This window comes from Pseudonocardia oroxyli, from assembly GCF_900102195.1.
Classification (GTDB): domain Bacteria; phylum Actinomycetota; class Actinomycetes; order Mycobacteriales; family Pseudonocardiaceae; genus Pseudonocardia; species Pseudonocardia oroxyli.
The window spans coordinates 162,430-176,713 of sequence record NZ_FNBE01000001.1 but is presented as its reverse complement, the minus strand read 5'-3'; the positions used below and the strand labels follow the sequence as shown (position 1 = coordinate 176,713).

Genomic DNA, 14,284 nt, shown 5'->3' with positions numbered 1-14,284 from the left:
ACCCGAGGAGACACCGTGAAGCGCACGCTCTACGACGACGACCACGAGGCCTTCCGGGAGTCGTTCCGGAAGTTCGTCGCGACCGAGATCGCGCCGAACGACGAGGCGTGGGCCCGGGAGGGCATCGTGCCGCGGGAGGTCTTCGCCAAGGCCGGTGCCAACGGTTTCCTCGGGATGGACGTGCCCGAGGAGTTCGGCGGCGGCGGGGTGCGGGACTTCCGCTTCAACGCGGTGATCATCGAAGAGCTGATGCGCACCGGCAACGGGGGCGCGGGGCTCGGGATCACGCTGCACAACGACATCTGCATGCCCTACTACCTCTCGTTCGCGAACGAGGAGCAGCAGGCGCGGTGGCTGCCGGGCATCGTGTCGGGCGAGCTGATCACCGCCATCGCCATGACCGAGCCGGGCATCGGGTCGGACCTGGCGTCGATGTCGACCACGGCCCGCCGCGACGGTGACCACTACGTCGTCAACGGCGCGAAGACCTTCATCACCAACGGGATCAACTCCGACCTGGTGATCACGGCGGTGAAGACCGATCCCACGCAGAAGCACAAGGGCATGTCCCTGCTGGTGCTCGAGCGTGGGATGGCGGGTTTCGAGCGCGGCCGCAACCTCGACAAGCTCGGCCAGCACGCGCAGGACACGGCCGAGCTGAGCTTCACCGACGTTCGGGTGCCGGTGGCGAACCTGCTCGGCACCGCGGAGGGGCATGGGTTCACCCAGCTCGTCACCAAGCTGCCGCAGGAGCGGCTGTCCATCGCGGTCGCCGGCGTGGCGGCCGCGCGGGCAGCACTGGACTGGACCCTGGAGTACGTGAAGAAGCGCAAGGCCTTCGGGCAGCCGATCGGCTCGTTCCAGAACTCCAGGTTCGTCCTCGCCGAGATCTCCACCGAGGTGGACATCGCCCAGCACTACGTGGACGACTGCATCCGCGCGCTCAACGCGGGCGAGCTCGACGCGGTCGATGCGAGCAAGGCGAAGTACTGGTGCACGGAGCTGCAGGGCCGGGTCGTGGACCGCTGCCTGCAGCTGCACGGCGGCTACGGGTACATGAACGAGTACCCGATCGCCCGGGCGTACGCGGACGCCCGGATCACCCGGATCTACGGCGGCACGACCGAGATCATGAAGGAGGTCATCGGCCGCTCGCTCGGCCTGTGACCAGCACAGATTCGGTGCCGACTGCAACCCGCCCGGGAGACGACGTCTCGTCACCCGGGCGGGTTGCTCTTTCGTGGGCAATCCGACTCTTTGTGAGGGACCCGTAACACGCCTGAGGATGACGCAAGGTAGTCAGCAGGCGCTCACTTGATCACCGAGTGTTGAGGTGCTTCACGGTTCAACTCGTGTATGACGCCGTTATGGTTCTTCTCCGTGACCGAGTGCCCACCCCTCGGTGACCAACGACCCTGTCCCTCGCTAGGTTCTCTCCATCCCGATCAGTCACGCACAGTTGCCTCTGGCGCGAAGTGGTCGGGTGTCCATGAGAAACCTGAGAGCAGGGAGTGACCATGCAGGTGCGCACGATGGCGCGGGTGGCGACGGTCGGTCTGGTGGCGGCGCCGCTCGCGCTCGCGGCGAGCGGAATGGCGTCCGCGAGCGAGGGCGGGCACGGGGGCGGCTACTGCGTCGGACCGGTCGCGAGCCAGGACGGCGGGCTCGCCGACCTCGATGCCGCGATCGACCCGACGCTGAACGTCGGCTCGATCCTCGGCGGCCCGACCAGCCAGCAGGTCGTCAAGGCCGACCGGTCCAACTCGGGGATCCTGCAGTCCGGGGACTGCGGGTCCGCGTTCCAGGCGGCCGACCTGATCGGGGTGGCCCTGGACGTCAGCCCGACGATCAACCTGGGTGGCCTCCTCGGCGGAGCGACCCAGCAGTCGGTGTCGACGCTCGACTCGTCGAACTCCGGGATCGTCCAGAGCTGAGGCAGACGTCCGAGGACTCAGGCGGTGGGTTCTCGGCCTCGCGCCTACGGCGCCCGTGCGTGGTAAGTGGTGCCAGAGCACCACTTACCACGCACGACCTCTCAGCGCGACAGGATCTGCCAGAGGGCGTCCAGATCGTCCTGCGTGGTGGTCAGGGAGCCCACGGCCACGCGGATCGCGTAGTGGCCGTCCACCACGGTGTGGGTCAGGAAGGCGCGGCCGGTGGCGTTGACCCGCTCCAGCAGGGCCTTCGTCGCGGCGTCGCCGGACGCGTCCCGGAGACACACCAGCGCCAGGGACGGCGGGGCGGCGAGGACGAAGCGGGGGTCCGCCTGAACGCGCGCGGCCAGGTCCTGCGCCAGCCGGACGTGCTCCCGGATCATCGCCCGCAACCCGGCGAGCCCCATCCCGTGGAGCACGGCCCACACCTTGAGCGCGCGGAAGCGGCGGCCGAGCGGGACCTGCCAGTCCCGGTAGTCCACGACCTCGCCGGACTCCGACGCGCTGTTGCGCAGGTACTCCGGGGTGATCGAGAGGGCCGCGGGCAGTGCGGCGCCGTCCCGGACCCAGAGGAACGAGGCGTCGAACGCGGTGCCGAACCACTTGTGCGCGTCGGTGCAGAGGGAGTCCGCCCGCTCGACCCCCTCGAGGACGTCCCGGAACTCCGGGCACACCGCCGCGACGCCCGCCCAGGCCGCGTCGACGTGCACCCACATCCCGTCCGCGGCGGCACACACCGCGGCCACGGGATCGACCGTGCCCGTGCCGGTGGTCCCGACGGTGGGGCACACCAGGATCGGCCGCAGGCCGGCGGCCCGGTCCGCGGCCACCATGTCCGCGAACACCGCCCAGGACGGGACGATCCGCAGCGCCCCGGCGCCCAGCCCGGCGATCCGCACGGCCTTGGCCAGCGACGAGTGGGTCTCGGCGGTGACGTAGACCCGTTCGTCGCCGCGGACCCCGTCCTCCCGCCAGCGCGGGTCGGCCCGGTGCAGCGCGGCGAGCAGGGCCACGAGGGCGGCGGAGGAGGCCGAGTCCTGCAGCGACCCGCCCCCGCCCCCGTCGAAGGTGAACGCCGCGTCCAGCCCCAGCGCGCGGGCGACGCCGTCCACGACGACCTGCTCCACCTCCGTGGCCGCGGGGCCGGTGGACCAGAGCATCCCCTGCGCGCCGAGCCCGCCGGACGCGAGGTCGCCGAGCAGCGAGAACAGCGAGGCCTGGGCGGGGAAGTAGCCGAAGTACCGCGGGTGCTGCCAGTGCAGCGACCCCGGCACGACGACGTCGTCGAGCAGGCCGGTGAGGGCGGCCCCCAGGTCGGGTGCGGGGTCTTCGGGGAGGTCCAGCGGCAGCGCCGCCCGGATCTGGCCGGGCTCGACCGCCGGCCGGACGGGCAGCTCGCGCAGCCCCGCCCGATAGCCGGCCACCCAGTCGACCAGCTGATACCCCAGCCGCCGGAACTCCTCCGGATCCAGATCACTCACCGCGGAAACCTAACCCCCGATGAGGTCGTGCGTGGTAAGTGGTGCCAGAGCACCACTTACCACGCACGGGCGCGCAGCGCTGTCTTGAGGACCTTGCCGGAGGGGTTGCGCGGCAGCGCCTCCACGATCTGGATCAGGCGCGGGCGCTTGTAGCCCGCGAGGTGCTCCTTGCAGTAGGCCTCGATGGACTCCAACGTGGGCGGGTCGGCCGGGTCCGCGGGCACGACGACGGCCAGCGGCGTCTCGCCCCACTTCGGGTCCGGCACCCCGATCAGCGCCACGTCCCCGATCCCGGGGTGCGCCGCGAGGACGTTCTCCACCTCGGCGCAGTAGATGTTCTCGCCACCGGAAATGATCATGTCCTTCTTGCGGTCGACGACGTAGTAGTAGCCGTCCTCGTCCTGGCGCACCATGTCGCCGGAGTGGAACCATCCGCCGCGGAAGGCCTCCGCCGTCTCCTCCGGCTTGTTCCAGTACCCGCTCATGACCAGCGGGCCGCGGTAGACGATCTCGCCGACCTCGCCCCGGGCGACGTCGTGCATCTCGTCGTCCACGACCCGGACCTCGACGTTCGCCATCGGCGTGCCCACCGACCCGATCTTGCGGATCGAGTCCTGGCCGCGCAGCAGGGTGGTGACCGGGCTGCACTCGGTCTGCCCGAACGACGTCGTGACCTCGGCCTGCGGGAACGTGTCGATCATGGTCTGCAGCAGGGAGGTCGTGGCGGGGGCGGCTCCCCACGAGATCCGCGTGAGCGCGGACAGGTCGCGGTCCGCGATGCCGGGCACCGCGCAGATCGCCGCCCACTGCGCAGGCACGCAGAAGCAGGTCGTGACCCGCTCGCGCTCCAGGATGTCCAGCGTCTCGACCGGGTCGAAGCTGCCCGACCTCGGGATGACGACCGTGCCGCCCGCGGTGATCGCGATGTGCGACCCGGCGACCCCGGCGATGTGGAACAGGGGAGCGCCGGACATCGACACGACGTGCTCTCCGGTGCCACCGAGGTGGGCGATGTTGGAGAACGAGTGCAGGTAGAGGTTGCGGTGGCTGAGCATGGCGCCCTTGGGGCGGCCGGTCGTGCCCGAGGTGTACATGACGAACGCGGTGTCGTCGTCGGAGTTCGGCAGCTCGACGTACTCCGCGGACGCCGCCGCGAGCACCTCCTCCAGGTCGCCGCCGATCGTGATCACCTGCCGCACCCCGGGCACCTGCGCGAGGGCCTTGTCCAGGGTGGGCCGCAGCCCGGCGTCGACGATCACGGACACCGCTCCGGAGTCGGTGAGCGCGTAGGCGATCTCGTCCGCCACCAGCCGGAAGTTGATCGGGACGCAGATCCCGCCCGCCCGCAGCGGGGCGAGGTGGGTCTCCAACAGATCCGCACTGTTCAGGCCGAGGACGGCGACGCGGTCACCCGGCTCGATCTCCAGCGCGTTGGCCAGCCGGGTGATCCGGGCGTCGGACTCCGCATAGGTGCGGCGGAGCCCGGCGCCCGCGTCCACCAGGAACGAGACCTCGGGGGTGACCCGCGCCCAGCGGGCCACGATGTCGCTGAAGCTCATCCCTCGGCCCACGATGGCGCCCGACTGCGATGTCATGCCGCCAGCCTGCCGAACTGATCGCCCGTTCAGCAAGTCCCGCGGGGGCCGGGCCCGGACCGGACGGGCCGGCTAGTGGTGCGGGTAGCGGTCCCGCAGCTCCTGCTTGACGAGCTTCCCGGTGGGCGTGCGGGGGAGGAAGTCGGTGAAGTCGATCGTGCGCGGCGCCTTGTAGTGCGCGATCCGCTCACGGACGAACGCGATGAGGTCCTTCTCCAGCGCCGCGTCCCCCGTCACCCCCGGGGCGGGCTGCACGACCGCCTTGACCGACTCGCCCATCTCCTCGTCCGGCACGCCGATGACCGCGACGTCGAGCACCGCGGGGTGGGTGACCAGCACGTCCTCGATCTCGCGGGGGTAGATGTTCACCCCACCCGAGATGATCATGAAGGCCTTGCGGTCGGTGAGGAACAGGTAGCCGTCGTCGTCGAGGAAGCCGAGGTCCCCGGTGGTGGTCCAGGTCGGGTGGTCCGGGTGCGTCGCCGCCGCGGTCTTCTCCGGGTCGTTGTGGTACTCGAAGGGTCGCTCGTCCCGCTCGAAGTAGATGGTGCCGACCTCGAAGGGTGCGAGGACCTCGCCGCCCTCGCCGACGATCCGCACCACGCCCAGCCCGGCCCGGCCGACCGTGCCCCGCCGCTCCAGCCACTCCGCCGAGTTCACGAACGTGATCCCGTTGGCCTCGGTGGCGGCGTAGTACTCGTAGAGCACCGGGCCCCACCAGTCGATCATCGCCTGCTTGACCTCGGGCGGGCACGGGGCCGCCGCGTGGATGGCGACGCGCAGCGATGAGTGGTCGTAGCGGAGCCGGACCTCGTCGGGGAGCTTGAGCATCCGCACGAACATGGTGGGGACCCACTGGCTGTGCGTGACGGCGAACCGCTCGATCGCCGCGAGCGCGCCCTCCGGGTCGAACCGCTCCAGGATCACCGCGGTGCCGCCGAGCGCCTGCACCGTGGCGGAGAAGCGCAGCGGCGCGGCGTGGTAGAGCGGGGCGGGGGAGAGGTACACGGTGTCGGCGTCGAACCCGTACATCGGACCGAAGATGTCGATGTAGGTGTCCCCGGGCTCGTCCACGGCGGAGTCCGGCAGGGTCGGCTTGATGCCCTTGGGACGGCCGGTGGTGCCGGAGGAGTAGAGCATGTCGGCGCCGCGGGGCTGCTCGGGCAGCGGCTCCGCCGAGACGCCCGCCAGCTCGGTGTCGTAGTCCGTGTACGCCGTGGACCCGGGGATCTCCCCGCCGAAGGCGATCGTGATCGGGACCTGCACCTGGTCGCCGATCGCGGCGGCCAGCCCGGCGACGCCCGCCGACACGATCAGCGCCTTCGCCCCGCAGTCGGTCACGATGTACGCGGCCTCGGGCGCCGAGAGGTGGTGGTTGACCAGGGTGATGTAGAGCCCGGAGCGCCGGGCCGCCCAGTAGACCTCGAACACCCGCGGAGTGTTCTCGCTGACCAGCGCCACCACGTCGCCGCGGCGGAGTCCCTGCTCGTGCAGGTAGCGGGCCAGCCGCGCCGAGCCCTCGTCGAGCTCGCGGAAGGTGAGTGCGTCCCCGCTGCCGGCCATCACCACCGCGGGCTTGTCAGGCGTGGTGGCGGCATGGGTGCCGGGGTACATGGTCGTCCGTCCTCTTCCTCGATCGACGTGGCCGGCTCCCGATCCTGGCAGAGATCGGGCTCGCGGTGTCCGGTCGGGTGAGGAGGGTCCCAGGGGCGGACGACGGCGGGTTCCACCGAAAGGCCGAGCGAAACGGACACCCGGAATGGGACCCACCGGTCACGAATGGTGGGGGACCCGCTTCCGCACGGTTACCGGGAGCGGGTCCCTCGGCCGTTGCGCCGGCGCCGGCGCGGGTCAGTGCGCGGCGTGGTAGGCCTCGAGGACATTGGACGGGATACGCCCGCGCTCGGAGATCTTCATGCCCTGGGCGACGGCCCATTCCCGAATCGCCTGGTTCTGCTGGCGGTCGGAAACGGGGCGCGCCGCGGGGGTGGCGGCCGCCGCCGAGGAACGGCGCCCACCGGTGCGCCGGGCGGCCGCGATGTACGGGGCCAGGGCCTCACGCAGCTTCTCGGAATTCTTCGCCGACAGGTCGATCTCGTAGGACTTCCCGTCGACCGAGAACTCCACCTGCTCGGCGGCCTCGCCACCGTCGAGATCGTCGATCAGGGTGACCGTCGTCTGCTTCGCCACGTGCTCTCGCCCCTCTTGTCTGAAAGTCGGCCGCCCGCCCGGCATCCGCGTGCGGCGAGCCGCGCGGCCTGCGGAGCGGCCGCGCGCGGGGTGTCGCCGGGAAGGGATGCGAGAACGGGATAAAGCGTTACCGACACAATAAGGGGAAGGGGTCGAGAATGTCGAATAGGGGGTCGGGTGTGACGCGCGCTGCAGCGTGCGGTCACCCTTCCGGAGGAATCAGTTCCCGGCCGGTGCGGACCACCAGTCGTCCGCGCCGGGCGGGTCGAGGACGTCGATTCGTCCGCCCGGAACGGGCAGCAGGAGTGGGATTCCGGCGGTTTCCGCGGCGGCCCGCAACCGGGAGATCGGCTCCGACCAGGGGTGGAAGCCCAGATTGAACGTCGCCCAGTGCACGGGCAGGAGCGCACCGCCGCGCAGATCACCGTGGGCGCGCACGCTTTCCTCGGGATTCATGTGGATGTCCGGCCACAGATCCGCGTAGGCGCCGATCGGCAGGACGGTGAGGTCGAAGGGTCCGTGCCGCTCGCCGGCGCGGGCGAATGCGGCGGTGTACCCGGTGTCGCCGCCGACGTAGACCCGGTGCCGCGGGCCCGCCACGACCCAGGACGACCAGAGGGTGGTGTCGCGGGCGAGCCCGCGCCCGGAGAAGTGCCGGGCCTCGGCGCAGGTCAGGGTCAGCCCGGCCACCTCGACGGACCCGCCCCACCCGAGCTCGACGATCCGGTCCTCGGGCACGCCCCAGGCCCGCAGGTGCGCGCCGATCCCCAGCGGCACGACGAAGGGGGCGTCGCGGTGGCGCGGATCGTCCCGCAGCGCGCGGACCGTGGTCAGGTCGAGGTGGTCGTAGTGGTCGTGGGAGATGACGACGGCGTCGAGCGCGGGCAGGTCGGCCAGCGGCACCGGGGCGGGATGGAGGCGGCGCGGCCCGATCAGCCGCGACGGGGACGCCCGCTCACCCCACACGGGATCGGAGAGGACCCGCCGCCCGTCGACCTCCAGGAGCACGCTCGCGTGCCCGAACCAGGTCGCGGCCAGCTCACCGGCTGGGCCGAACTCGCTGCGCGCCAACGGGATCGGGCGCACCGGTCGGCCGACCGCCCGCCGCCGGACGTCCCGCACGGCCCGGCGCACGGTGCCGGGCGGCAGCGGGGTGGGCGGCTCCGTGTTGCGGAAGCCGCCCGGCGCCGACGCCCGGAGCGCGGCGGGTGAACCGCCCAGGGCACGGGGCAGGCCCCAGCCCGCCGCGGCGACCCCACCGGCGAGCGCGAGGCCCGCGGTGAACAGTGCGGAGCGGAGGACGGGACGGAGCAGGCGACGGGCCACGCCCCGAGCCTACGAGCCGCGGCGGCGGCCCGTAGCCGCACCTCAGCGGGACCGATCGCTCGTGAGTGGCGATGGTCGCCCTGGCGACCATCGCCACTCACGGGGTCAGCGGGTAAGGTGGGCGAGGGGGGCGGCGAGCGCGCGCCACTGGTCAGCGGGCACGCCCCGCTTCGTGGTCGGCAGCGCCTGGACCGCCACGTGGTCGGCGCCCGCGTCGAGGTGTGCCTGCACGCGGGCGCGCACGGTGTCCTCGTCCCCCCACGCCACCAGCGCGTCGACGAACGCGTCGGACCCGCCGTCGGCGAGGTCCTCCTCGGCGAACCCGAGGGTCCTGATGTTGTTCACGTAGTTCGGCTGGTTCAGGTACACGGTGGTGTAGACGCGGCCGATCGCGCGGGCCTTCGCCGGGTCCGTCTCGAGCAGGACGGCCTGCTCCGGGCAGAGCAGCGGGCCCGCGCCGAGGGTCTCGCGGGCCCGGGCCGTGTGCTCCGGCGTGGTGAAGTAGGGGTGCGCCCCGGCAGTGCGCTCCCCGGCGAGCCCGAGCATCTTCGGCCGCAGGGCCGCGAGCACGTACCGGACGGGGGTGGTGGGCCGCTCGGCCGTGTAGGGGGCGGCGTCGATGCCGTCGAGGTACTCGCGCATCGCGGTCAGCGGCTTGTCGTAGGTGTGCCCGCGCAGCCCGCCGACGAGGTTGGCGTGGCTGACCCCGAGCCCGATCAGGACCCGCTCGGGGAACGCCTCGGTGAGTGCGTTGGTGGCGCAGGAGGTGGCCACGGCGTCCCGGGCCCAGATGTTCGCGATCCCGGTCGCGCCGATCAGCCGCTCGGTGGCCGACAGCAGCAGCGCCAGCTGGACGAAGGGGTCTCGGCCCGCGACCTCCGGCACCCACAGCGCGCCGTAGCCGAGCTCCTCGAGCTCGGCGGCGAGCTCTCGCGCGCGGGTGGCCGGAACGCAGTCCAGGGCTCCGGTCCAGAGGCCGACGGGCGGGAGCGCGAATCTCGTCTGGGTCACGTCCCGCAGCTTAAGGTGACTGCATGAATCGCGTCACGGCCGAACGCGGGGCCGGGTGCTGGTGATCCGGATGGACCGGCCGGACAAGCGGAACGCCGTCGACGCCGCGATGACCGCGGGCCTCGACGCCGCGCTGAACGAGCTCGAGGGCGATCCGGAGCTGTGGTGCGGGGTGCTCACCGGCGGCTCGCAGATGTTCTGTGCCGGAACGGATCTCGCGAACGGGGCAGGCGCGCCCACCGAGCGGGGCGGGAACTACGGGGTCGTGCGGCGGGAGCGGAGCACCCCGCTCGTTGCGGCGGTGGACGGGATCGCCTACGGCGGCGGGTTCGAGATCGTGCCGGCCTGCGACGTCGTCGTGGCGGGCCGGTCGGCCCGGTTCGGGCTGCCCGAGGTCTCCCGCGGGGTGATCGCGAACTACGGGGCGGGGCGCTGGGGATCGCCGCGTTCCTGGAGAAGCGCGAGCCGCAGTGGACCGGCCGGTAACCTGCGCCGCATGAAGGAGCGCCGGGACGAGCTGATCCGGCTGCTGCAGGCCTACACCACCGAGTCCGCCCGGCTGGCGGACGAGTTCGCCACCCGGCACGGCCTGCACACCACCGACCTGCACGCGCTGATCGCCGTGCTGGCGGCCGAGGGTCGGGGCGTGCCGCTCACCGCGGGCAGGCTCGCCGCGCACCTGGGTCTGTCCTCCGGCGCCACCACGGCGCTGGTGGACCGGATGGAGCGGCACGGGTACGTCGAGCGCGTGCGGGACCCGGCGGACCGCCGTCGCGTCGTCCTCACCTACGGCGACGAGGCCGCGCGGGTGGGCCGGGCCTTCTTCGGCCCCCTGGGGGCCGACATGGACGCGCTCGTGGCCGGGTTCTCCGACGCCGAGCTGGCCGCGGTGCAGCGCTTCCTCGCCGGGGTCGTCGAGATGGTCGCGGCGCGGCGCGCGGCTCACAGCTCGACGGCGATCTCCCGGCCCAGCGAGTAGGGCGGCAGCAGCGCGAGATCGTCCCCGCTCCAGAAGCGGCCCGGGTCGTACCAGTTCGCCCGGCGGTCGACGGGCAGGATCCCCATCTCCTCGAACGTGACGGCGACGACCTCGGCGCAGTAGGCCGTCTCCAGGGCGGGCGCGTCCTCGGGCTCCGGGGGCCGGGGGGCGGGCCCCCGCTCGACGACCGGTCGGCCGAGCAGCCTGCGGGCGCCGTCCTTCACGGTGTCGATCGCCTTGTCCAGCACCGCATCCGACGTCCGCGACACGTACCGCACGCCCTCCACCGCCTGCCACGCCGTGTCCTGCACCGCCGGGGCCCGCCCGCGCAGCCAGCGGCCCGCGAGCCGCAGCGTCGAGGGGAACGGGGTCCCGTCCAGTCGGGCGACCGCGCGCAACGCGGCGTCCTCGGCCTCCCGCGGCACCTCGGGGGTGAGCTGGCGCAGCCAGGCCCGCTGCCCGTAGCGGTGCGCCCACTGCTCGACCGCCGCGCGCAGGTCGTGCAGCTGCACCCCGCGGTGGTGGGTGCCCGACCACAGGTCCGGCAGCGCCTTCCCGAGCTCGGCGTGCCACAGCAGCGGGGGCAGGTCGTCCACCACCAGCGCCATCCCGACGTGGTTGACCGGCGCGTTCGTGACGCCGCGGATCGCCCGGTCGGCGCCGCTGCGCCCTCGGAACAACCAGACGTCCCCGGTGCGGGTCAGCTCGACGGCCCGGTCCAGGCTCAGCATCCCCCTAACCTACCGAGGTGCGATGGACCGTCTGGAAGGCGTGCGGACTGGCCGGGCTCGCGGGCGTCGCGGCGGGCGGGATCGTGGTGGCGCGCGGCGAGCGGCAGCGCCGCTCCTACACCCCGGAGGAGATCCGCTCCCGCCTGCACGCGCGGGTCGCGGACTCGGGTCGTTGCGCGGAGCCGCCCGCCGGGTGAGGCTGAGCAGGTGATCGATGCACCTGACTCGTTCTCCTACGAGCCCCTGACCCCCACGTCGTACCTGGACCGTGCCGCGGCCTCGCACGGGGACCGGGTCGGGGTCGTGGACGGGGACCGGCGCTGGACCTACGCCGAGCTGCACGAGCGCTGCACCCGCCTCGCGGGCGGGCTCGCGCCGTTGGCCGGGCGCAGGCCCGTGGCCGTGCTCGCGCCGAACACCCACGTGCTGCTCGAGGCGAACTTCGGGGTGCCGTGGGCGGGGGTGCCGCTGGTCGCGGTGAACACCCGGCTCTCCGTCGGCGAGGTGGCCTACATCCTGGAGCACTCGAAGTCCTCGGTGCTGATCCACGACCCGTCGTTCGACGCCCTGGTGGACGAGGCGCTCGCGCAGCTGGACTCCCCGCCGCACCGGATCCGGGCGGGGGAGCAGTACGAGGCGCTGCTGGCCGGGGCCGAGCCGCTGCACCTGACCCCGGCGGACGAGCGGGCGCTGCTGTCGATCAACTACACGTCCGGGACGACGGGCCGCCCGAAGGGCGTGATGTACCACCACCGCGGCGCGTTCCTGCAGGCCGTCGCGATGGTGGGACACACCGGGCTGACGCCGTCGAGCGTGCACCTGTGGACGCTGCCGATGTTCCACTGCAACGGCTGGACGTTCCCGTGGGCGGTCACCGCGGCCGCCGCGACGCACGTCTGCCTACCCAAGGTGGACCCGCCGGAGATCTGGCGGCTGCTGCGCGAGGAGGGCGTCACGCACCTGAACGGGGCGCCCACGGTGCTCTCGATGATCGCCTACGCGGCCGGCGCCGCCCCGCTGGAGCACACCGTCCGGATCGCGACGGGCGGGGCGCCGCCGTCGCCCGCCATCCTGCGGCGGATGGCGGAGCTGGGGTTCGACGTCACCCATCTCTACGGGCTGACCGAGACCTACGGGCCGGCGATGATCTGCGACTGGCGCCCCGAGTGGGACTCCGCGGACGGGGAGGCGCAGGCGCGGCTCAAGGCCCGCCAGGGCGTCGGGAACATGATCTCCGTGGTGCCGCGGGTGGTGGCCGAGGACGGCGGCGACGTGCCCGCCGACGGCGTCACCACGGGCCAGATCGCGTTGCGCGGCAACAACCTCATGCTCGGCTACCTCGACGACCCGGAGGCCACCGCGGCCGCCGTGCCGGACGGCTGGTTCCGGACCGGGGACATCGGCGTCGTGCACCCGGACGGCTACGTGGAGCTCCGGGACCGGTCCAAGGACGTGATCATCTCCGGCGGCGAGAACATCGCGTCGGTCGAGGTGGAGCAGGCGATCATGGACCACCCCGCGGTGCTGGAGGCGGCCGTCATCGCGGTTCCGGACGACCGCTGGGGCGAGGTCCCCGCGGCGTACGTGACGCTGCAGGAGGGCGCGACGGCCACCGAGGAGGAGATCCGCGAGCACGTGCGGGGTCGGCTGGCCCGGTTCAAGGCCCCGAAGACCGTCACGTTCGGGGAGCTGCCCAAGACCTCGACCGGCAAGATCCAGAAGTTCGTGCTGCGCGAGCAGGCCTGGGCGGGCAGGGAGAAGCGGATCTAGCTACGAGACCGAGAGCGCGCTCATGGCCTTCCACTGGTCCCACGGGACCGCCCAGTCGTAGACGTCCCCGTCGGCGGCGGACAGCGGGACGCTGCTGCCGGTGACCTCGACCGGGTCCCCGTACATCGCGGTGTCGAAGTAGGCCTTCGCGTTCGCGGTGGACAGGTTGATGCAGCCGTGCGAGACGTTCCGCCTGCCCTGCGACCCGACGGACGCGGGGTTGGCGTGGATGAACTCGCCGTTGTTGGAGATCCGCACCGCCCAGTACTCCGGCTGGTTCACGTAGCCGTAGTCCGGGTTGGACATGAGCACCTTCTCGGACTTGGCCATCACGATGTGTGTGCCGTTGCGGGTGACCCGGCGCGGGTCGGTCTCCAGGCCGTAGCTCGCGGGCAGGTCCATGACCTGCTGGCCGTCCCGGATCACGACGATCCGGTGGCTGTCCTCGTCCGCCTTCACGATCTGGCTGCGGCCGATGGTGAAGTGCGTGGTGAGGTCCGCGCGCCCGTACCCGACGCCGAGGTCCTTGCCGTACAGCGGGATGCTCACCGTGACCTGGGTGCCGACCGGCCAGTACTCCTTCGGCCGCCAGTGCACGCGAGAGCCGCCCCAGTCGTCCGGCAGCCAGGCCCAGGCGCCCTCGACGGGGGTGGAGGTCTGCACGCTCAGGCCGCGCTCGATCTCGGCCTTCGCCGCGGGCGGGAGGTCCCGGTCGAACCGGACGATCACCGGCGCCGCCACGCCGACGGTCGCGCCGTCGTCGATGTTCAGGGTGCCCTTGACGTACTTGGTGGGCCGCACGGTGCCGAACGAGCCGGTCAGCGGGGTGACGGCGCCGTCGGGCGCGGTGAGCGCGCCGGACCAGGTGTAGGTCTCGCCGTAGGCCAGCGGGGCGGTGGCCGTCCACTGTGTCCGGTCGGGGGAGTAGCCGCCGGGGAGGGTGCCGCCGTCGGAGTCGGTGAGCGCGACGTCCGACAAGGTGCCCGCGGACGCGCTCGCCCGGGCGGCGCCGAGCGGGTGGACGTCCGCCGTGCCCGGCTGTGGCTGCAGGGTCGCCACCGCGACGACCGGGGCCGGGGCCGCGGGTGCGGCGGCGGCCTCCTCGTGCGTGGTCCCGGCGGTGGCCGGGGTGCCGTTCGTGGCGGTGACCCCCGCCGCGACCAGCGCGCCCGCCAGCCCGACGGTCACCGCACCGGCCAGCAACCGCCGCGCGGTACGCCACTGCACGGACTTCACGATTCCCCCTCGCGTCACACCAACCCCACGA

The 14,284-nt window shown here is 72.5% G+C and carries 13 protein-coding genes; 5 read left to right on the top strand and 8 right to left on the bottom strand.

The genetic code is table 11. The annotated features are described in order from the left end of the window. The first annotated feature begins 15 nt into the window (after positions 1–15). A complete protein-coding gene (locus BLS43_RS00845) occupies positions 16–1,167 on the top strand; it encodes an acyl-CoA dehydrogenase family protein (protein WP_093075007.1) in 1,152 nt (383 codons plus the stop codon). 350 nt (positions 1,168–1,517) lie between these two features. Next, entirely contained in the window at positions 1,518–1,934 is a 417-nt protein-coding gene (locus tag BLS43_RS00840; RefSeq protein ID WP_143029906.1) for a hypothetical protein, read from the top strand. Positions 1,935–2,035: 101 nt separating this feature from the next. Here the strand turns inward: BLS43_RS00840 and BLS43_RS00835 are convergent, their stop codons facing one another. From BLS43_RS00835 to BLS43_RS00810, 6 genes are all read right to left on the bottom strand, one after another. Beyond that, entirely contained in the window at positions 2,036–3,406 is a 1,371-nt protein-coding gene (locus BLS43_RS00835; RefSeq protein WP_218129683.1) for a pyridoxal phosphate-dependent decarboxylase family protein, read from the bottom strand. A 65-nt stretch (positions 3,407–3,471) separates the two neighbouring features. After that, positions 3,472–5,010, bottom strand: a complete 1,539-nt coding sequence (locus tag BLS43_RS00830; protein WP_093074998.1) for a long-chain-fatty-acid--CoA ligase — start codon at positions 5,008–5,010, stop codon at positions 3,472–3,474. 72 nt (positions 5,011–5,082) lie between these two features. Then, positions 5,083–6,624: an acyl-CoA synthetase gene (locus BLS43_RS00825; RefSeq protein ID WP_093074995.1), complete on the bottom strand. Its 1,542-nt coding sequence runs from the start codon at positions 6,622–6,624 to the stop codon at positions 5,083–5,085. Between the two features lie 237 nt (positions 6,625–6,861). Continuing rightward, entirely contained in the window at positions 6,862–7,200 is a 339-nt protein-coding gene (locus BLS43_RS00820; protein WP_093074992.1) for a histone-like nucleoid-structuring protein Lsr2, read from the bottom strand. Between the two features lie 219 nt (positions 7,201–7,419). Then, complete coding sequence (locus BLS43_RS00815) at positions 7,420–8,526, bottom strand: MBL fold metallo-hydrolase (RefSeq protein ID WP_245707226.1); 1,107 nt, start codon at positions 8,524–8,526, stop codon at positions 7,420–7,422. Positions 8,527–8,631: 105 nt separating this feature from the next. Beyond that, complete coding sequence (locus BLS43_RS00810) at positions 8,632–9,537, bottom strand: LLM class F420-dependent oxidoreductase (RefSeq protein WP_093074989.1); 906 nt, start codon at positions 9,535–9,537, stop codon at positions 8,632–8,634. A gap of 55 nt (positions 9,538–9,592) precedes the next feature. Here BLS43_RS00810 and BLS43_RS30790 point away from each other — a divergent pair, with 55 nt between their 5' ends. Then, positions 9,593–10,516 (top strand): enoyl-CoA hydratase-related protein, encoded by a 924-nt coding sequence (locus BLS43_RS30790; protein WP_342741071.1) that lies wholly within the window; start codon positions 9,593–9,595, stop codon positions 10,514–10,516. Here the strand turns inward: BLS43_RS30790 and BLS43_RS00795 are convergent. Beyond that, positions 10,480–11,247, bottom strand: coding sequence for a hypothetical protein (locus BLS43_RS00795; RefSeq protein WP_176921114.1), 768 nt, complete (start codon positions 11,245–11,247; stop codon positions 10,480–10,482). The genes BLS43_RS30790 and BLS43_RS00795 overlap by 37 nt on opposite strands. Positions 11,248–11,264: 17 nt before the next feature. Here BLS43_RS00795 and BLS43_RS00790 point away from each other — a divergent pair, with 17 nt between their 5' ends. Beyond that, positions 11,265–11,444 (top strand): hypothetical protein, encoded by a 180-nt coding sequence (locus tag BLS43_RS00790; protein ID WP_093074986.1) that lies wholly within the window; start codon positions 11,265–11,267, stop codon positions 11,442–11,444. Between the two features lie 10 nt (positions 11,445–11,454). Continuing rightward, positions 11,455–13,017 (top strand): AMP-binding protein, encoded by a 1,563-nt coding sequence (locus tag BLS43_RS00785; protein WP_245707224.1) that lies wholly within the window; start codon positions 11,455–11,457, stop codon positions 13,015–13,017. On the opposite strand, the gene BLS43_RS00780 is transcribed toward BLS43_RS00785, so the two are convergent. Beyond that, positions 13,018–14,253, bottom strand: coding sequence for a L,D-transpeptidase (locus BLS43_RS00780; protein ID WP_245707223.1), 1,236 nt, complete (start codon positions 14,251–14,253; stop codon positions 13,018–13,020). Positions 14,254–14,284 lie beyond the last annotated feature (31 nt).